Source organism: Streptomyces sp. NBC_00224 (assembly GCF_041435195.1).
GTDB lineage: Bacteria > Actinomycetota > Actinomycetes > Streptomycetales > Streptomycetaceae > Streptomyces.
The window spans coordinates 8,691,291-8,709,775 of sequence record NZ_CP108106.1 but is presented as its reverse complement, the minus strand read 5'-3'; the positions used below and the strand labels follow the sequence as shown (position 1 = coordinate 8,709,775).

The 18,485-nt window shown below is 66.1% G+C and carries 16 protein-coding genes and 5 pseudogenes; 12 read left to right on the top strand and 9 right to left on the bottom strand.

What is annotated here, in order from left to right; translation table 11 throughout:
• The first annotated feature begins 59 nt into the window (after positions 1-59).
• On the top strand, positions 60-293 hold the full coding sequence (locus tag OG965_RS38945; protein ID WP_371656783.1) for a chaplin: 234 nt from the start codon (positions 60-62) through the stop codon (positions 291-293).
• 137 nt (positions 294-430) lie between these two features.
• Here the strand turns inward: OG965_RS38945 and OG965_RS38940 are convergent, their stop codons facing one another.
• Entirely contained in the window at positions 431-610 is a 180-nt protein-coding gene (locus OG965_RS38940; protein ID WP_371657179.1) for a hypothetical protein, read from the bottom strand.
• A 21-nt stretch (positions 611-631) separates the two neighbouring features.
• Positions 632-1,257, bottom strand: a pseudogene (locus OG965_RS38935) (transposase family protein); the annotation flags it as partial.
• A 77-nt stretch (positions 1,258-1,334) separates the two neighbouring features.
• On the opposite strand from OG965_RS38935, the gene OG965_RS38930 reads away from it, so the two are divergent.
• The 3 genes from OG965_RS38930 to OG965_RS38920 all read left to right on the top strand — a co-directional run bounded on the left by OG965_RS38930 (position 1,335) and on the right by OG965_RS38920 (position 3,560).
• Complete coding sequence (locus tag OG965_RS38930; RefSeq protein WP_371657178.1) at positions 1,335-1,661, top strand: integrase core domain-containing protein; 327 nt, start codon at positions 1,335-1,337, stop codon at positions 1,659-1,661.
• Between the two features lie 269 nt (positions 1,662-1,930).
• Positions 1,931-2,572 carry a hypothetical protein gene (locus OG965_RS38925; RefSeq protein ID WP_371656782.1) on the top strand — a complete coding sequence of 214 codons (642 nt, stop codon included), beginning with the start codon at positions 1,931-1,933 and terminating at the stop codon, positions 2,570-2,572.
• A gap of 181 nt (positions 2,573-2,753) precedes the next feature.
• Positions 2,754-3,560: a transposase family protein gene (locus OG965_RS38920; RefSeq protein ID WP_371656781.1), complete on the top strand. Its 807-nt coding sequence runs from the start codon at positions 2,754-2,756 to the stop codon at positions 3,558-3,560.
• Positions 3,561-3,920: 360 nt separating this feature from the next.
• Here OG965_RS38920 and OG965_RS38915 read toward each other — a convergent pair whose 3' ends face one another.
• Positions 3,921-4,493, bottom strand: a complete 573-nt coding sequence (locus OG965_RS38915; protein ID WP_371656780.1) for a transposase — start codon at positions 4,491-4,493, stop codon at positions 3,921-3,923.
• 228 nt (positions 4,494-4,721) lie between these two features.
• On the opposite strand from OG965_RS38915, the gene OG965_RS38910 reads away from it, so the two are divergent.
• Positions 4,722-5,486, top strand: coding sequence for a transposase family protein (locus tag OG965_RS38910; RefSeq protein WP_371656779.1), 765 nt, complete (start codon positions 4,722-4,724; stop codon positions 5,484-5,486).
• Between the two features lie 68 nt (positions 5,487-5,554).
• On the opposite strand, the gene OG965_RS38905 is transcribed toward OG965_RS38910, so the two are convergent.
• A complete protein-coding gene (locus tag OG965_RS38905) occupies positions 5,555-6,454 on the bottom strand; it encodes an endonuclease/exonuclease/phosphatase family protein (RefSeq protein WP_371656778.1) in 900 nt (299 codons plus the stop codon).
• Between the two features lie 746 nt (positions 6,455-7,200).
• On the opposite strand from OG965_RS38905, the pseudogene OG965_RS38900 reads away from it, so the two are divergent.
• From OG965_RS38900 to OG965_RS38885, 4 genes and pseudogenes are all read left to right on the top strand, one after another.
• Positions 7,201-7,518, top strand: a pseudogene (locus OG965_RS38900) (winged helix-turn-helix domain-containing protein); the annotation flags it as partial.
• Positions 7,519-7,604: 86 nt separating this feature from the next.
• Entirely contained in the window at positions 7,605-7,736 is a 132-nt protein-coding gene (locus tag OG965_RS38895; RefSeq protein WP_371657196.1) for a hypothetical protein, read from the top strand.
• Positions 7,737-8,487: 751 nt separating this feature from the next.
• Positions 8,488-8,672: pseudogene (locus tag OG965_RS38890) on the top strand (hypothetical protein); the annotation flags it as partial.
• A 201-nt stretch (positions 8,673-8,873) separates the two neighbouring features.
• Entirely contained in the window at positions 8,874-9,350 is a 477-nt protein-coding gene (locus OG965_RS38885; protein ID WP_371656777.1) for a hypothetical protein, read from the top strand.
• Positions 9,351-9,449: 99 nt separating this feature from the next.
• Here the strand turns inward: OG965_RS38885 and OG965_RS38880 are convergent, their stop codons facing one another.
• Complete coding sequence (locus OG965_RS38880) at positions 9,450-9,833, bottom strand: hypothetical protein (protein ID WP_371656776.1); 384 nt, start codon at positions 9,831-9,833, stop codon at positions 9,450-9,452.
• Positions 9,834-9,948: 115 nt separating this feature from the next.
• Positions 9,949-10,083 carry a hypothetical protein gene (locus tag OG965_RS38875; RefSeq protein ID WP_371656775.1) on the bottom strand — a complete coding sequence of 45 codons (135 nt, stop codon included), beginning with the start codon at positions 10,081-10,083 and terminating at the stop codon, positions 9,949-9,951.
• 21 nt (positions 10,084-10,104) lie between these two features.
• On the opposite strand from OG965_RS38875, the gene OG965_RS38870 reads away from it, so the two are divergent.
• The gene (locus OG965_RS38870) at positions 10,105-10,302 is read left to right on the top strand and encodes a hypothetical protein (protein ID WP_371656774.1); all 198 of its coding nucleotides are present in this window, start codon (positions 10,105-10,107) and stop codon (positions 10,300-10,302) included.
• 322 nt (positions 10,303-10,624) lie between these two features.
• Positions 10,625-12,562: pseudogene (locus OG965_RS38865) on the top strand (glycoside hydrolase family 76 protein).
• A 225-nt stretch (positions 12,563-12,787) separates the two neighbouring features.
• Here the strand turns inward: OG965_RS38865 and OG965_RS38860 are convergent.
• The gene (locus OG965_RS38860) at positions 12,788-13,303 is read right to left on the bottom strand and encodes a hypothetical protein (RefSeq protein ID WP_371656773.1); all 516 of its coding nucleotides are present in this window, start codon (positions 13,301-13,303) and stop codon (positions 12,788-12,790) included.
• 223 nt (positions 13,304-13,526) lie between these two features.
• Here OG965_RS38860 and OG965_RS38855 point away from each other — a divergent pair.
• Positions 13,527-15,034 (top strand): annotated as a pseudogene (locus OG965_RS38855) (ISL3 family transposase).
• Positions 15,035-15,147: 113 nt separating this feature from the next.
• Here the strand turns inward: OG965_RS38855 and ltrA (OG965_RS38850) are convergent.
• Both ltrA (OG965_RS38850) and ltrA (OG965_RS38845) read right to left on the bottom strand, forming a co-directional pair.
• Positions 15,148-16,410, bottom strand: a complete 1,263-nt coding sequence (gene ltrA, locus OG965_RS38850; protein ID WP_371656772.1) for a group II intron reverse transcriptase/maturase — start codon at positions 16,408-16,410, stop codon at positions 15,148-15,150.
• A gap of 531 nt (positions 16,411-16,941) precedes the next feature.
• Positions 16,942-18,207, bottom strand: coding sequence for a group II intron reverse transcriptase/maturase (gene ltrA / locus OG965_RS38845; protein ID WP_371656771.1), 1,266 nt, complete (start codon positions 18,205-18,207; stop codon positions 16,942-16,944).
• Between the last annotated feature and the right edge of the window lie 278 nt (positions 18,208-18,485).

Sequence of the window (18,485 nt, the reverse complement as noted above, 5' to 3'; positions counted from 1 at the left end):
GATGGTCGCTGAGGTAGGTAAGTGAAAGAGTGCGACTTCATGACTGATGGGAGCTTTCCATGCGTGTACGTCTGATGGCCGCCGCTTGCCTCGCAGCCGTGGCCGTCCTGACCAGTGCCAGCACCGCCACCGCAGACGAGGAACAGGACGCGGCCGCGGTCAAGTCTCCTGGCGTAGGTTCGGGCAACCTCACGCAAGTCCCCGTGCACACTCCCGTCAACGTGTTCGAGGACAGCGTCAACGTCTTGGGCCTTCTTAACCCGGCGTTTGGAAACCATGGCGTCAATGATTGACCGGTAAACAGCGCACGGCGGAACGCCTGACTGCCGGACAAGCACAGGTGATTACCGGTCGGTGAGTCTTTCAGCGTTGCCTCTCCAGGGCGAGGCCGGGCCTTGACCCAAGGCCGGGTAGTTAACGTTTTCGCAGGTCACGCAAGGGGAGTTGGTGACCACACTGTGGCGGCGTAGAGGCCGGGGCCGAGCTTGTGGATGAGTCCGCTGGCGGCCCAGCGGTTCAGTTGTCTATACACGGTTTCCAGGGTGACGTCGCCGAAGTGAGCCGCGATGTCGCGGGGTTGCCAGAGGCGGGTGGGGTCTTCCTGGAGCAGGGCCAGGATTCGGTGTCTGCGGCGCTTGCCGGGGGCGGTGTGCCGGGCGTGGTGCTTGTCGAACTGTGCGTATTTCTCCGGCAGGTCCCGACCGTAGTACGGGGTCCGGACGGTGGCTCCGGCGCCGCGGTAGGCACGGTCGGCCAGGATGAGGATCTGCCGGGAGATATGCCTGGATCACACCGTGTGCGCGGGCCGAGTTCAGATCATGGGTGCGGCTGGGCAGCGCCCTGGAGAACCAGACAGGGGTGCCGTCCGGTCGCGCCAGGACCTGGACGTTCATGCCGTGATGACGGTGCTTCATCGAGTAGTACGGTTCGTCGGCGGCCACCCGGTCCGGTCTGATGAGGGTTCCGTCCAGGACCAGGAACTCGTGCGGGTCGTGGTCCTGGAGGGCATCGAGCAGGCTCGGGGCGCGTTGGGCCAGGACGTCGACGGTCTCGGTCACATAGCGGCCGGCTGTCGCGGTGGACACCTCGAACCCGGCGCCCGCCTGGGCCAGAGTTTTGTTCTTGCGCAGGTAGACGAGGACGAGCAGCGCCTGCTTGAAGCAACCGAGTCTGCGCCAGCGGGAGTTCAGCTCACGCCTTCGAGCGTAGATGAGCCACGAGATGTGCTCGACGACCCTCATGCGGGACGTCGAGCATGGCTCGATATGGGACCAACAGGGCTCCTGCGTCCGGACGTTGATGAGTGAGATCACCAACGGAACGACCGGGAAGCCCTGCCTCGTCACGAACCCCACCCACACAAGCCTTCATCACTCCTCAGACCCGAGGATGAGAAGGGTTCACTGGCACGCGCTCGACAAAGGCATCGCCCACACCTACATCAACCCCCGTGCCTGAACGGCAAAGTCGAACGCTCCCACCGGATCGACGCCGAGGAGTTCTACCGCCTCCTGGACGGCCTCGTCATCGACGACGCCGAGGTCTTCAACGACCAGCTCCGCGAGTGGGAAGACTACTACAACTACCATCGTCCCCACGGCGGCCTCGGCGGCCAGACCCCCTACGAACGCCTCAAGCAGAAGACCACACCCCAGGCGTAATCTGCGATCTTCAATGGCACACCCACAACTCGGCAACGAGTGCGTCAACGACTGACATCGATGTGTGACCCTTGGCCGACCGGCTCTTGTTGCCCTGAATGGACGGTCGGGGTGCCAGGGCGATGAGGTGGGCTTGACACGGCCCCACCAGGCACGACGTCACCTGGACGGCTGACGGGCGGTCATCAGCCACGATCGACCGGTTGCAGACGGCGGTGGGCGCCTTCAGGGTGGGCTCAAGATCCGAAGCCCCACCGAAAGGAACACCCATGCGTGGTCTGCCCGCACGGCGCATCGCATCATCCGCACTCTGTGCCACCGTCCTCATCGGAATCGCCAGCCCCGCGGTTGTCGCGGCCGGCAACAACGCGGCGCGGAAGCAGGTCCACGCCGCGTCGAGCGCGCCGGTCCCGGGAGCTGACGCCCTACTCGCCCAGGTCAAGGGCCTCGGCGACGTCGGCGGCGTGCTCACCCCGGTCACCGACCTGCTGACCCAGACGCTCAAGGCCGACAACGGCCAGCTCTCCCCCGACCAAGCGCAGAAACTCGTCGACGCGGTGAACGAGGCCGTCGCCAAGACCAATGCGGCTGCTCCCGCGGTACCCGCTGCTCCCGCGGTGCCCACGGCACCCGCTCTGCCCGCTCTGCCCGCTCTGCCCTTGCTCACGAAGAGCGGTGACGACTCCAAGGCGCCCGCGGACCTCGCCGGTGCCGCCCTCGCCTCCCTGCAGAAGGCGGTCGCCACGCTGCTAACAGCGGTCACCTCCGGCGATGTCAGCAAGGTCGCCCCGGCGGTCACCGGCGTGGTGACGGGCCTCGTCAACGTAGTCGCGGCCACGCTGCTGGGCGGCGGGCTGCCCGTCCCGAACCTGCCCGGTCTGCCCCCGCTGCCGAAGCTTCCGACGCCGTAGAGCGCCCGTAGTAAGCGACCACGCTGTTGCATCGGTTTTCGTAAAAACCCAACTACTGAAGCTTTCTCAGCAAGCGAGTGCGGTGGTCGAGGTGTTTGGCCTGCGTGGACTCTGAACAGCACGTGAAGCCCCTGGTAGGACGGGACTTGCGACAGTTCCTGCCGGTCCCAGGAGGCTTCACGTGGTCTCTCATCGTGCCATGCCCGACGTCCCGCGTCCCGTGGTCGAGTACCTTGCCCGTCTGCTCGCCGGACACCGGCGTGTGATCGGCACCCGTCGCGGAACACGGGCACTGGGCCCGTTCCTTCAAGCCGTGCTCGTGCTGCGGTGGTTTCGTGACCACAGGTGTGTCCACTGCCTGGCCCGGGACGCGGGAATCTCCCAGGCCACCGGCTACCGGTATCTTCATGAAGGCATCGATGTCCTCGCGGCCGAAGCACCCGGCCTCGCCGGGGTCCTGGAACAAGGCCGGCGCAAGGGCCTGCCGTTCGTAGTCCTGGACGGCACCCTCATCCGGTGTGACCGGGTAGCCGGGGAAACCGAACGCGGTACCGACCTCTGGTACGCAATCCGGATCAAGCGCTTCGCCGGCAACGTGCAGTTCCTGGCCGCGCCCGACGGCACACCTCTGTGGGTTTCCGACGTCGAGCCGGGCAGCACCCATGACCTGGCTGCGGCACGCATCCACGCGCTGCCCGACCTCTACCAGGCAGCCCGCGACGGCCTGCCCACACTGGCCGACATCGGATACATCGGCGCGGGCGGCGGCATCCATGTTCCCTTCCGCAAGCACCCCGACCTGCCCGGAGACATCGGCCTCGGCAACGAGACCTACAACAAACTCCTCCGCGGCCTGCGCTTCACCGGAGAGCGCGCCATGGCCGTACTCAAACAGCGCTGGCGCACACTCCAGCACGTCACCCTCAGCCCGAACCGGATCGGCGCCGTCACCCAGGCCGCCCTCGTCCTCAACAACGCCTGGCAGTGATCCCTGAGAAAACCTCACTGAATCCTCTTCGCCCCTGTGTCACGGCTGATGCGTTCTCAGCTGGCGAGCAGTTGTGGAAGCCCTTTGGCCACGAACAGAGGGTCGCGCCCGCATGGCATCTTCCCGGTTCGGGGAGGGACCATCGGACAGGACCCGGGCCACGGGCACCTCGTCGGCGGCCTACGCCTCGCAGCGGGAGCCCGGGGGTGAGATCCCCGGGCCCCCCGGGGGGGATCGACGATAGCCCATTCCGCGCTCGGCTACGGACGTCCCCGCAAGAGTCTCTACCGAACCGAGTACGAAGCATTGGCGGGACTTCGTTGGGCACGACAGGAAGCAGCCGGTGTGTCCCTCACCGGATCACCGGCCGCCTCCAGGCTGTGGTGCGTGGCGCTGAACCTCCGACCCCAGCGTGAAGAGCATGCCCGGGATTCCGTCCGCGTCCCGCCCGCCGCCCCATATTGACCCATTTTGAGTACATAGGACATGCGGACAGTCGGTCCGCATCCGGCCACGGCGCTTGACCAACCCTGCGGCCGCCAGGCGTTCCACCAGCACGGCCAGGAGCCGGTCGGCCCGGTCATCGACGGCGAGCCGGTCACGGAACTCGCTGAGCACCGAATGATCGAACCCCGGACCAGTCAACTCCCGGGCCAGGCAGTATTTCCAGTCAATGCGGCACCAGGCCGCCTGCGCGGCCTGCCGGTCGGTGAGGTTCTCCGCGTACTGCAGCACCGACACCATCGCCAGCATCGCCGGCGACAGACCCCGCCGTCCGTCAGCCGGAAACCAGTCCGCGAAGTCGTCATCGACGAACACCTCGTCGAGACGGTCCCGCATCCACATCGCCGGAGTACCGCCCGGATTACTGGCCCGCGCTACCCGCACCGTCTCCGCCGGGATCCGCCGCCCGGAGCCCCGCCCCATCGACATCGCCGTTCCCCCTCACCAGGGCCGCCCCGCACCCCTTCCAGCGAAGCAGCCCCACGACGACGCGCCCACCGACCCAATGAAGATCACCAACAGCATCCGGAAATCTTGCCAGGGCCCCGAACTGGCCCTGGCAAGATTTCCGTGAAGAAGGCATGTGCCACCGTGCGCCGGTGACGCTCCGTCACGCGTGGTGGCACCGTCAGCGAGTGTGTTGACCTCGTTCGGACCGTGTCCCCGCCTCTGGATGCAGTGCGGGTGGAGCAGGTGTGGGTGGAGAGCGGTGTGGTCCATATTTCTGGCCGCACCCGTGAGGTGCCGGTTGCTTGTCCGGACTGCGGCAGAACCTCGGCGCGGGTGCACAGCCGGTATCCCCGCAGGCTGGCGGACCTCGCAGTTGGTGGCCGTCCGGTGTCGGTCGGCCTGTCGGTGCGGCGGTTGTTCTGTGACCGCCCGTGCTGCGGGCGCCGGACGTTCGCCGAGCAGGTCGAGGGGCTGACCGTGCGCTACCAGCGCCGCACGCCGTTGCTGCAGCAGCTGGTGGAGATGGCCGCGGTGCTCCTCGCCGGCCGCGGTGGGTCGCGGTTGCTGCGTATCCTGAACGTGCCGTTGTCGCGGACCAGCGTGCTCTTCCACCTGATGCGCATGCCGCTGCCGGTGGCGTCCACGCCGCGGGTGTTGGGCGTGGACGACTTCGCTCTGTACGCGGGCACGTACGGGACCCTGCTGGTCGACGTCGGCACCCGGCTCCCGCTCACCCTGTGGGAGGGCCGCGACGCCGACACGCTCAGGCTGCGGCTGGACAGACCTATGGACGACGGGCAGACAAGCACGGAAGCCCCTGGCGGCACGGGTGATCTTGGTCGAGAACCCGTCTACCAGGAGCTTCGTCGTTGTGCAGAGCCGTCCAACACACGGTCGCAGCCGTCAGGCTGGAAGAGGCTCCTTGATCCAGCTTGCCGGGGTGAAGTAATAAAAGGAAGGAATGGCCTCTGAGTGAGAGACATGAGACCGGAAACTCCGACCGCCGCATCACACGTCTCTGGCTCTGTGGAATTGGGTGATCAATCTGCAGTGGCAGCGGCGAGGTAGGGGTAGTGGTCGGAGACCTCGCGGTCCTGCGGAAGGACCTCTCCGTACACCGTCTTGAAATGGGCCTTGCTGAAGAAGACGTAATCGAGCTTGCGCTCCGGTTTCGCCTCGAATGTCGGGGCGCCGGAGCGGCATCGGCCAGCAGGTGGCTGGAGCGCGCGGCACTGGGGGGTGAAGCGGCGCTTGTCTGTCTCGTCGCCCTCGATGAAGCGGCCGTGCCCACCCGAGTGGCTGTAGAAGCTGTCAAGGACGGGCGACAAGGGTGCGTTTGCCTGATCGTTGTCATAGACCGGGTTGAAGTCGCCGCCCAGGATGACCGGGATATCCCTCCTCAGCCAGGGCGAGACCAGCCGGTTCAGCTTCTGGGCTTCCGCAGCGGTGACGTCCTGGTCCCTGTAGTAGAGGTGAACCGAGCAGCCCCAGACCCCGTGGCCGTTCACCCGGGTCTTCAGGCAGGGGGCCTGCCAGCCCTCGCTGGCCTCGGTTCCCACAGAGGGATCGAGAACGGTCTCTTCGAGTGCACTGCCCCGGGCGAACACAGCGATGCCGTAGTTGTATGCCGTACTGTTCTCGTTGCACAGTTCGTCGCTGGTGTCTTTCGAGACGGTGGTCTCAAATTTCCCGGTGTACCTGCTGCGGAGTGCTCTGTTCAGATCATCGAACTGTGACTCGCAGACCTCTTGGAGGAAGACGAAGTCGGGCTTCTGGTCACGGACGACAGAGACGACCTTGTCGGTCCGGATGTCGACCTCGTCATGATGAGGGCACTGATTGCTGTTCCCGCAGATGTTGTAGGTGAACACCCGTGCGGAGACGGGTCTCGTGATCACAGAATCGACCTGCCCGCCCGGGGCGAAGGCCGTAGTGCCCACGGTAGCGAGAGCAATCGAAAGGATGACGCGCAAGCGCATAGGGAACCGTTCTACGAACCGACCGAACCGATCTGAAGGCCACAGCCTGGCAGGCCATGGACTGCAGGCGGTAGACGCCACGCCGTGAAGTCCCCCTCCGACCTGAGTACGAATCCTCACCAACACCATCAGTGAGGTTTTCTCAGGGATCACTGCCAGGCGTTGTTGGGGAGAAGGGCGGCCTGGGTGATGGCACCGATCTGGTTGGGGCTGAGGGTGACGTGCTGGAGTGTGCGCCAGCGCTGTTTGAGTACGGCCATGGCGCGCTCTCCGGTGAAGCGCAGGCCGCGCAGCAGTTTGTTGTAGGTCTCGTTGCCGAGGCCGATGTCTCCGGGTAGGTCGGGGTGCTTGCGGAAGGGAACATGGATGCCGCGACCTTGGGCGGGGTGTACCGGTCGTCGTGGGAGACGGTAGGCAGGTCGGGCTCAGGGTCAGGTTGGTGACGTCGAGGTTGGTGATCGGGAGGCTGGTGTCGGGGCGGCCGTCGTCTGGCGTTCGGCGTACCGGGACACCGGAGACCCGACCTTTTCGGGTGCTGATGCGGGGGCGCCGGTGTGGGAGGAGCCCGGCCAGGACCCGGAGGCCGATGACGCCGGTGGGACCGACGCCTGGGGCGTCGAGATTGATGACGTCGGCGGTCTGGATGGCTATGGTGAAGCCGCAGCGGACCGGGGGGCGAGGGTGTCTGCCAATCGCTGGGGGCAGGCGTGGCGGACCGGGGACAATCGGGCCCTTGCGGTCCCAGGGTCCGGCCTGTCGGCTGCGGCTGGGGGCGGAGCAGTTCGCGAAGCTGGAGGCGGCGCTGCGGCGCGGGCGGGCGGGCAGGCAGGCAGGCAGGCAGGCAGGCAGCGCATGGCCGGGCCGATCAGCGGTGGGACGCTGGCCTGTATCAAGACGGTGATCGGGCGGAGTTCCACGTCAGCTACTCGGTGCCCGGGGTGCGGACGCTGCTCAAGCGCCACGGCTGGTCGTGCCAGGTGCCCACGCGGCGGGCGACCGAGCGGGACGAGGGCGCGGTGGAGGTGTTCGAAGAGGAGGTCTGGCCGCGGGCGGAAAGACCGCTGCGGATCTGGGTGGCTGGGTCTGCTTCGAGGACGAGTGCGGACGCACGATGGTCCCGCCGCGGGCGCGGACCTGGGCGCCACGCGGACACGCCCTGGTGGTGCGGGTGCCGGGCAGCAGGGGCGGCCGGGTCTCGATGGCCGGTCTTCTGTGCTACCAGACCGGCACCGCCCACGACTGATCTACCGGCTGCACGTCTACCGCCGCCGGGCCGGCGAGGAGGCCAGCCTCACCTGGCGCGACTACCGCGACCTGCTGAGCACCGCAAACGGATCGAGGAGTGGGCCCGGTTGCAGGTCTTCTCGGTGTCGGTTAGCGGGCGGTGCAGGGGCCTCTTGTACGGGGTGAACAGGTCACTGCCCTGGTATCCCTTCTCACCGAGCCGGGGATGTCTGCCGACAGCGGCCTCCGCTCCCGAAGCGGTATACGCGTAGGCGTCATGACGGGCAGCGGCCAGCGCACTTCCCGGAGCCGGCCACACAGGTCGGAGATCACCTGGATGTTGTGGCCACTGCGGTGGCGCTTCGCGGAGAACAGCTGCTCAGCGGCCTTTCAGTCCCAGCAGGAGGCGAGGAACCCGTCGACGAGCACTGGCGCGCCGCGCGGCAGCCGGGCGATGCCGAACCCGAGCCGCTTCAGCATGTCACGCACTACGGGCCGCAACACGGTGGCATAGCGGGAGACGGTCGGTGCGAAATGCCGAACAGCTCGCCAGCCATCTCCTGCACCGCGTTGTGACGCAGGAGGAAGCAGAGTACGACCCCCACCTTCCACAACGGCAGCGCACGCGGACGGCCCGTCGGTCTCTCCCAGCCCGGAAGACTGCGCTCCGCCCCGGCGATGAGTAGGCCCAGCTGATACGGACTCAGACCGGTAGTACGTTGGAACCGCATCGGTCCCCCCTCCCCCGAACGAGCCTGTGTAAGTTGGCACTTCACGCGCTACGCCGAGGGGACCGGTCACGCGTCCAGCGATCTCCACAACAAGATCGACTGCGCTTTGGAATTGGCTTCCTGTACAGCAACGGCCCCACCGAGGGGTCAATACCAAGACCAAGGGGATCGCGCGGCAGATGCACGACAGAGCAGGCTTTACCCTCCTCCGCCAGACCGATTGATCGCGATCATACACAGCCCCTACACAGAGTCACCGACACGCGTGTCAGTCGGGTGAACTTCAGCGCCGTGGCGACGGGCAGTTCGCGAGTCGGGGAAGGGACGCAGTGGGTGTGGCACCGCGCAATCGCAATGACGTGGTGCCGGATCTGTAAGCGCCTGCCCACGGCGCTTTCCCTCCCTCGACGGAAAGAGTAGTCCCCATGAAGACACGTCTCAAGCTGTTCAGTGGCCTGGTTGCCGCGCCGCTGATGGCCTGCGGTGCCGTAGTCGGCGCCGTCGGCAGCGCCCATGCTGACGACATCGCGTCGAGCCCTGGGGCATTGCGCCAGGACGCCGATGCCCCGTTCCTCACCGGCATTGAGGTGCTGGGAGTGGCCAAGGTCAAGGCGGACGGCACCTTCACCCGCAAGGACGGCTTGATCGACAAGCTGGAGAAGAAGGAAACGGGCAAGTACTGCGTCCACCTCACCCAGCCGGTCGCGGCAGGCGCCTATGCCGTCGCCACCCCGGACACGGATGCCGCCTGGAAGTCCGAGGTCTACGCGGATGCAGGACCGGCCAAGGTATGCGCTGATGCAAAGAACTGGGTCCTGGTCGACACCGGCGTCGACGGGGTCTACAAGGATGTCGGGTTCACTGTCGCTGTGATCGCCCCCGTTGCCCCGAAGGAGTCCTGAACCTTTCGGGCCGTGTCCGCCCGCCGGCTCTGACGGCGGGCGGACACGTGTCGGCGTTCACTGATACGAAAATCCACGGTCTGTGCAGGTCAGGGTAGTTCATGTGACCTGCACGGGCTGGAGGTTGACCTGGTAACCGAGCCGGTTGAGCTGGCTGCCCAGCCGACAGGTGGCCCGGGTCTTGCCGGCGCGTTCGAGGAAGTAGTCGCCACCCAGGTCGGCGTATTCGATCTCGCGGGTGAACATGTGCCAGATCGAGACGAGGATAGAGTGGTGCAGCACGACCAGTGCCCGCCGCTGGCCGCGCACCACCTTCGGTGCTGAACCAGCCTTAGCAATCTCCCGCTTGAGCCGGGCCGGATCGTTGTTGAACCGGACCATCTTGCCCACCCGCTGCCCGTCCTGCGCCATGCGCGCCAAGACTGAACGTCGGCGCTGCAAGTCCATTCCCACCCGCTGCACGCCGTCGTACGGTGAAGTCATCGAGGGCCTCCCCGGATTCGGACTTCCGCCTAAGCCGAGCATCCTGCGCACCCGGCCGGAGCGGGAGGCCCCGCTCCTTTCCTCGCATCAGTGACTCCGTGTAAGTCCTGGGGGTTCACTTGAGGGTAATGCGGTCCTGGAAGTAGATCGAAAATGCGTTCAGCGCGGCCTTCCAGTGCGGCGCGACGTGGGTTTTGCTGCGGGTCTTGGGCTCGATCAGCTCGCGGATGGCCAGGTAGAGGACCTTCACTGCGGCCTGCTCCGTGGAGAAGTGGCCGCGGTTGACGGACACCAGCTGCTCGACTGGTACCAGCCGCTCGCCAATACCGGCCGCCGCTGGCTCGATGACACCTACCAACTACCTCCCGGCCTCACCCGCGGGCGCAGCCTGCTCACCGTGACGCTCACACCGGCGCAGAACGGGACCGCCTGGTCCGCCGCGGCATACGAAGCCCGCAGTCTGACCTGAAGGGGGCCGTACTCCCCGTTTGACCGGCGCCGACTCAGCAGGCCGCGCCCCGTGGGTGCGGCGCGACATGTCTGCTGATGAACACAAGCCGGACCGCCACGAGTTCACCCCCTCGCCCATAGTGCGACTGGGCACGCTGAACTCGCCTCCTGGCAGAACCTAGTGCGTCCGGCGTCCGATCAGCAGCGAACGTCTCGTGAAGGCCGTCCACGCCTCCCCAGGAGCCATCTGCGGGATCACGGTCACCTGAGCGGGGACGAGACGGCTACACACTCCACCCCACCCCTGTGTGCACGGCTCTCACGGAAAGACGCAGCACCCCATGTCACTGCTGCTCCCCCGCGTCCTCTACGGACTACTGACCCCGGCCGTCGTCTTGGTTAACCTCCTGGCCGCGCCCGTGCCCTCCCACGACGCGCCCCCGGTCTGCGCGCTGGCCTGCGACACCCTGGACCCCTCGAAAGCGCGGAGTGACGCCTTTCCGGTGCCGAACCGGAACGTCAACGGCCGGACTCTGCGCCTGCATGTCTCTGTCCCGGACAACATGGCCTGGGCGAGCATCAGCAACGACAGGACTGGCGACGCGGTCTGGCTGGACCGCTCCTGGGACCGGGGCGGAACCTGGGAGCCCGTACTGGGCAAGACCGGCATCACCCGTACTCGGACCGGCGTGCGCACACTGATGTACAACCTCACCGACTCGGTGCGCCACCGGCGCGGCTGGATCCGCGCCTGCGGCGACACTGACGGTGTGACCTGTACCGACTGGGTGTATCCCACCGTGTGTGACGGCATGTCCTGCGACGGCGCCGACCCCGTCACCGCAGCAGGCGACGGCACCCCCGTTCCCCCGGTCACCCTCTTCGGACGCACCATCAGCCTGCACATCGATCAGCGCAGGGCCATGGGCTGGGGCGTTCTCCACAACGGCAGCCGGGGCGACGATATCTGGCTCGACCGCTCCTGGGACACCGGCGCGAGCCGGCCCGAGGGCTCCTCCCTGGGGCGCACGCGCGTGGCGTCCGCAGCCGACTCGGCCCGCACGGCCCTGTTCGCCACCCGGGACCCACGTGGTCTGCTGTATGGCGGCGCAGTCCGTGCATGCGGCCGTGAGGCCTCCCATCAGGAGAGCCGCTGTACGGCCTGGGTCCGGCCCGCGCCGACCAGGGCTCGCGCCGCAGCCGACGCCTTGATGGCCTCGTATCACACCAACGAGGGCTGGTGGCCCGGCAGTTGGTGGAAAACGGCGGTCGCGCTCACCTCACTCATCGACTTCGCCGAGCGCACCGGGCGGCGCGACTACGAGTGGGTGATCGCCCGGACCTTCGAGCGGAACCAGGGTGTCTTCCCCGCGGGTGTGCGCAGCTCCGATGCCATCGAGGGGCACTTCATCAGCCGGGCGATCGACGACGCGGCCTGGTGGGCGATGGCCTGGCTGGCGGCATACGACCACACGGGCGAGCGGCGCTACCTCGACGAGGCGGTCACGATCACCGACTACGTGCGCCAGTACTGGGACCCCGGCATGTGCGGCGGCGGTGTGTTGTGGGACCGGGAGCGCACCTACAAGAACGCCGTCACCAACGGGCTGTACCTGTGGCTGACCGCCTCACTGCACCAGCGAATCGCCGGCGACACCGTGTGGGGCGCCCGCGCAACCACCATCGCGAACTGGTACCTGGCCAGCGGGATGATCAACTCCTCGGGTCTGGTCAATGACGGGCTGACGGCTGCCTGCGCCAACAACGACCAGACCGTATGGGGCTACAACCAGGGACTGGCCATCGGTGCCTTCACCCAGCTGTAGCGGTCCACCGGACACAGCCGCTACCTCGACACCGCCCAGCGCCTGGCCGACGTCGCACTGTCTTCTCCCGCACTGACCCGCAACGGAGTCCTGACCGAGTCATGCGACATCGGAACCCACTCCTGCGACGACAACCAGAAGCAGTTCAAGGGCATCTTCACGCGCCACCTCGCCGACCTCGCAGACGCCACCGGATCCACCGCCTACCAGGCGTATTTGGAAAGACACGCCGACTCCATCTGGAACACCGACCGGGACCCCCTCAACCGACTCGGACAGCGCTGGGCAGGCGGCACCATCAACCAAGTCGACTGGCGCACCCAGGCAAGCGCGCTCGCAGCACTCACCGTCACCGAGGAACTGGAGATCAGGGGGCTTCGGGAAAGTAACGGCGGAGTATCGCCGCGCGCTCTCCTCCGTCTACAGAACCGTGTCAGGCAGCTGGAGCCTTGATGCGGGCCTCGGGGACGAGGCGTTCCGAAGCACCGGAAGGAATCACCGGGCCGTGTCGAACGGTGATGCAGCGCGAGGTACGGATGAAGTCGATCATCGTGCCGGTCCGCTCGGAACGCCGATCATATAATTATCGACACCTGGCATGATCATCGACTTCCCGTCCACTGCCTTCGCAAGCCCCTTTATGGGGCGGCTCTGCCGCGCCCTCCGGGCGGTCCGATTTTATTTCGCTGGAAAGGTGATATGGACCTGCTCGTCCTTCCGTTCGTCGAGCGCCCGGTAGAGCAAGAAGGACCACCCCCCGCGGTTGGTTCCGTGAACGACACCGCCCTGCAGGGACTGAACCTTCGTCGTTTTAGGCGTGCACGTTGGGATGAGCTGGATGTCGTTGCTCTCGAGGTGGATGACAACCACCCCCTCTTCACGCTTCCAAGTACCGCGTCCGCTTTTGGTGATGCCATCGAGGTCGGCTTCGCCTGTGTGATGCAGGGCGAGGACGGTGCCCCAGTCCGCCGTCTTTCCGAAGAATTGATGACCGAGGTACGTTCCGGCGATATCGGTATCAGCGGTTCCACACCCGGATTCTGCAGCCGCCGACGTTCCCGTCAGTCCACTCAACGTACTCCCGGCTAGAATAGCCAAAGTAACACTGATTCTCGCCGCATAGCTTCGCTTTCCCGCTTCCCAGCTCAAGACATGTCCCTTCGCTCGCCAAGTCGCAAACAGAATGCTCTCCATTCTCGCGTTCCCTGTGCCCAACGCCCCGGAAGTTCACTGGAGCTACCGCAATGGCGTACCAGCCTGATTTCCGAAACGAGCCGTCGACGCGACCATCCGACGGGGGTCTATCACGAATTAGGGTCTTCCAAGATTTTCGTAGGCGTTGATCGGGTCAACTGGCTTATAGTGTGGGCTGGTTGGTGGCGTCATCCTGGTGGTGTGTGAGATTCGGCTGGAAGACCTGCTGCCGCAGCTGGCCGCGGTACGGGTTGATCACGTGGAGGCCAGCGGCGATCTGCTGCGGATCGCGGCCCGGACCCGGGACGAGATCGCAGCTGTCTGCCCGGGGTGCGGGACGGAATCGGACTGGGTGCACTCCCGGTACGTGCGGCATGTCGCGGACGAGGCGGTGGGCGGCCGGGCCGTCGTCATCGACCTGTCGGTGCGCCGCCTGTACTGCGAGAGCTCCGAGTGCCCGAAGGCCACCTTCGCCGAGCAGGTCACCGGGTTGACGGTGCGATACCAGCGCCGCACCCCGGCCCTGCAACACGTGGTGAACGCGGTGGCCGTGGCGCTGGCGGGATCGGCCGGAGCCCGGCTGCTGACCGTGCTGCACTGCGCGCTGTCCTGGGCGACCGCCCTGAACTGTCTGATGCGCATCCCCGTGCCGACGCCGGCCATCCCGCGGGTGCTGGGCATCGACGAGTTCGCCCTGCGCCGCGGCCACCGCTACGCCACGATCATCATCGACGCTGCCACGGGCGCGCGTGTCGACGTGCTCGCAGACCGCGCGAAGGAGCCGGTCGCCACCTGGCTGCGCGAGCACACGGGATTCGAGGCCGTGTGCCGGGACGGGGCCGGCAGCTTCGCCCAGGCCGTCACCGACGCGGCACCCCACGTCGTGCAGGTCATGGACCGCTGGCACCTGTGGCACCTGCTCGGCGAGGCGGTCCAGCGGGAAGTCCTGGCGCACAGCGCCTGTTGGGCACCCCTGGGACCGCCGTTCCACGAGGGCAGACGTGCACAGACCACCCGTGAACGCTGGCAGCAGGTCCACGACCTGCTCGGCCAGGGCGTGGGCCTGCTCGAATGCGCCCGACGCCTGAACCTCGCCCTCAACACCGTTAAACGCTACGCCCGCCACACCGAGCCCGACCGGCTCGTCCGAGCCCCGCAATACCGTCCCACTCTGGTCGACCCCTACCGCGAGCACCTGCGTCGACGCCGCGCCGAGGACCCCGGCGTTCCCGTCACCCACCTGCTCGCCGAGATCCGCGCACTCGGCTACACCGGCAGCGCGAACCTCCTGGTCCGCTACATCACCCAAGGCCGCGTCGAAGCCGACCACGCCACCCTCTCCCCGCGGCGAACCACCCGCCTCCTGCTCACCGACCCCGCCCACCTCAAAGAAGACCAGTCGGCGCTGCGCGACAAACTGGCCGCCGCCTGCCCCAGATGACTGCCCTGGCCACGCAGATCGGCGACTTCGCCGCACTCCTCGCCCCCGCACCGGGCAATCCGGAGCGGCTGAACACCTGGATCGCCCGGTCCCGCGCGGCCGACCTGCCCTTCCTGCACTCCTTCGCCACCGGCCTGGAGCGCGACAGATCCGCCGTCGACGCCGCCCTCACCCTGCCCTGGCACAACGGCCGCACCGAGGGCGTCAACCACAAGATCAAACTCCTCAAGCGCCAAACCTACGGCCGGGCCGGATTCCCACTCCTCCGCCAGCGCATCCTGCTCAACTGACACCCAACGGGCCAGCGATCAACGCCTAGTCGGGTAGCCCGGAGCGTCTCAGCTCCGGGCTCCCACAGATCCGCACGTAAACCTCTCGGTTTATACGGCTCTTGTCGTCCTGGTCACCAGACGGCGGGGACCCAAGTCACCCAAGCCCATTGGGCGAAGAACTTCGGCCGCAACTTCACGGCCATCGCCCATTGCGCCTGGGCCTTCTTGCGTCCTTGCAGCCGTTTGTACTTGTTGCGCGACCACCGCACCAGGTAGGCGTTGATGCGGGCCAGAAGGGGATACAGCGCGGAGCGGTAGAACGCCCCGTAGTACTGCATCCACCCCCGCACGACAGGATTGATCCTTCGCGCGAGGTCGTGTTCGGAGGAGCCTGTGCGATGGTGAAGCCGCCAGGCTCGCACCGTCGCACTCATCTTCTTCAAGGCGTCCTTGCTGACCGCCGGGTTGAAGCCCAACCGCATCTTCCCGGTCTTGGTCCGCACCTGTCGCGGCCGAAAAGTGAACCCCAGGAACGTGAACGACGTGTACTCGTGCGAGCTGCGCCGCCGATCGTCCTTGCAGTACACAATCCGGGTCTTGTCCGGGTGCAGCTCCAGCCCGACCTCGCCCATCCGCTCCCTGATCGCCGCCAGCACGGTCTCGGCCTGCCCCAGACTGGAACAGTGCACCACCGCATCGTCGGCGTAACGCTCGAACACCACGCCCGGGAACTCCCGAGCGATCCAGGCGTCGAACGCATAGTGCAGGAACAGATTGGCGAGCACGGGTGAAATCGCGGAGCCCTGCGGGGTTCCACGATCTCGTGCGGCCAGCATGCCGCCGGGCAGCGCCAACGGGGCAGCAAGCCACCGTTTGACATACAGCACCACCCACGGCAGGTCGCAGTGCGCCCTCACCGCCTTGACGATCAAGTCCCACGGCACGGAGTCGAAGAACTTCCGGATGTCGAACTCAACCACCCAGTTGTACTCCCAGCACCGCTGCCGACAGGTCCCGACCGCATCCAACGCCGAGCGGCCCGGCCGGTAGCCATAGGAGTCCGGATGGAAGATCGGTTCGACCCTCTTCTCCAACTCCATGGCCGCGACCGTCTGCGCGACCCGATCGGCCACGGACGGCACGCCTAAAATTCTCGTGCCAGTCCCGTGCGCCTTCGGGATCTCCACGGCCTTCACCGGCGGGGGAAAGTACGTCCCCGAGGACATCCGGTTCCAGACCCGGTACAGATTGTTCTTCAGGTCCTTCTCGAAGTCCGCGATCGACTGCCCGTCCACCCCGGCTGAGCCCTGATTCGCCTTGACCTTCTCCCACGCCACCTGGACAGCCCACTTCGAGATCTCGAACGGCTTGCCCGGCGCTTTCAGCTCGTCCACGCGACTCCTCCCGGAGCACTTCCGGTTGATCGTACGAACACAGCCACGAACGACCCGGCCCCTTCGCTCCGGCCCCATTACAGGACCCTCACCGCTACTACGAGCCGGTCCGCCGACGCATCCGGCAACGGGTACTCTGACGCCGCCCACCGGAGCTTCCCGGACCGCGGCTCTCCCCTGTCGCCCCTCAGGGCAGCATCCGAACGCGCCTTCTCCTGTTCCACTCGAACGCCGCAGACCGGGCTCGCGCCACCTTCATGCCGGACACCGCCCGGCCAGTAAGCGGTCTCCCGCCAGGCTCATCCCGGGACCTTTTCGACGCCCCGGTTTCGATGTCACCCATACAAGTTTCGACACGTCAGCAGTGGTTCACTCGCGTTCGCCTTCCCGGTCCCCACCTGACGGATCATGTCCGCCTTTTCCTCATCGCTCACCACGACTGTCTGCCGAGTAGCCGGGGGAATCTCATCCCCCGGCTCTCACAGAATCCGTGCGTAACAGTCTCCCGTTACACGGCTCTTGCCACTCTGATCACCAGGCCACCGACGCCACTGTGGTCCACCTCCATTGGGCGAACATGCGGGGGTACCTGTCGGCGATCTCCCACATCTTCTGGAGCGCCTTCCGCAGCGCCGAGAGCTTCTTGTATTTCTGGCGGATCCACCGCACCAAGTAGGCATTGATGCGCATCAGGAGGGGAGTCAGCGCCGACCGGTAGAACCGGCCAAAATACTGCATCCAGCCCCGCACGGTCGGATTGATCCGCCGCGCGAGCTCTACGAAGGAGAGGTCGGACCGGGTGTGAAGCCGCCAGCTGCGGACTTCAGCACTCATCCTCTTCAGAGCTGCCTTGCTGACCGCCGGCTCGAACGACGTGGACCGTCGCCCGTGCTTGTTTCGGCTTTCGCGTGCGCGAAATGTGTACCCGAGGAAGGTGAACTCCGTCTGCCCGAAGGGCCGTCGGCGCTTGCCGTCTCGGCAGTACACAATCTGGGTCTTGTCAGGATGCAGTTGCAGCCCGACCTCCTCCATCCTGTCCATCAGCGAGGCCAGCACGTCGCGGGCCTGACGCTCCGACACGCAGTGCACAACCGCGTCGTCGGCGTAGCGCTCAAACGTGATGCCCGGCCACTTACGGGCGAGCCACATGTCGAACGCGTAGTGCATGAACAAGTTCGCCAGCACGGGTGAGACCGCTGAGCCCTGTGGGGTTCCTTGGTCTCGCACCTGCAAGGTGCCGTTGGGTAGTTGAAGCGGCGCTTGGAGCCATCGCTTCACATACAGAATCACCCAACGGGCTTCGGAGTGTGCCTCCACGGCTTTGACGATGAGGTCCCACCGGACGCTGTCGAAGAACTTCTGGACATCGAGATCGATAACCCAGTCCCTCTTCCAGCAGCGTTGACGGCAGCGTTCCACCGCGTCCAGGGCCGACCGACCGGGCCGGTAGCCGTAGGAATCTTCATGGAATACGGGATCGACCCGTTCCATCAGATGCCTGGCCACGACGGTCTGGGCGATTCTGTCGGCCACCGTGGGCACGCCCAAGATCCTCACGCCGCCTCCGGGAGACGATTTGGGAATCTCCACCGCACGCACCGGAGGAGGGAAGTACGTCCCTGACGACATCCTGTTCCAGATCCTATAAAGGTTGCCCTTCAGATCCTTCTCGAAGTCCTCAATGGAGCGACTGTCCACGCCGGGTGCGCCTCTGTTTGCTTTCACTCCTTCGTATGCCTCCCAGACTTCCCGCTTCGAGATATCAAACGGCTTGCCTGATGACTTCAACGCGTCCATGTAGGTCCTCCCGGGATTCCCGGTTGTCTAGATAAACCACGTCACGAATGGCCCGGCCCCTTCGCTCCACTCCCATTACAGGAGCTTCATCACTACTACGAACGGGTCCGCCAGCGCTCCCCGCATCGGTACTCGATCCCTTGTGGTGTCCGCCACTTGGGACACTTCCTCTCGCCTCCCCTGAGGGGCAGGTCAGTATCGGGGCGCGCCTTCTCCTGTTCCATGCGAGAGCGGCAGATCGGGCTCACGTCGTCTACACGCCGGACACCACCTGGCCA

Bases quoted from the DNA above. Each gene is read 5' to 3' on its own strand.
- OG965_RS38945 (WP_371656783.1), top strand. From the start codon at position 60: ATGCGTGTACGTCTGATGGCCGCCGCTTGCCTCGCAGCCGTGGCCGTC.
- OG965_RS38925 (WP_371656782.1), top strand. From the start codon at position 1,931: ATGCGTGGTCTGCCCGCACGGCGCATCGCATCATCCGCACTCTGTGCC.
- OG965_RS38915 (WP_371656780.1), bottom strand. From the start codon at position 4,493: ATGTCGATGGGGCGGGGCTCCGGGCGGCGGATCCCGGCGGAGACGGTG.
- OG965_RS38895 (WP_371657196.1), top strand. From the start codon at position 7,605: ATGGTCCCGCCGCGGGCGCGGACCTGGGCGCCACGCGGACACGCCCTG.
- OG965_RS38885 (WP_371656777.1), top strand. From the start codon at position 8,874: ATGAAGACACGTCTCAAGCTGTTCAGTGGCCTGGTTGCCGCGCCGCTG.
- OG965_RS38880 (WP_371656776.1), bottom strand. From the start codon at position 9,833: ATGACTTCACCGTACGACGGCGTGCAGCGGGTGGGAATGGACTTGCAG.
- OG965_RS38860 (WP_371656773.1), bottom strand. From the start codon at position 13,303: ATGGAGAGCATTCTGTTTGCGACTTGGCGAGCGAAGGGACATGTCTTG.
- ltrA (WP_371656771.1), bottom strand. From the start codon at position 18,207: ATGGACGCGTTGAAGTCATCAGGCAAGCCGTTTGATATCTCGAAGCGG.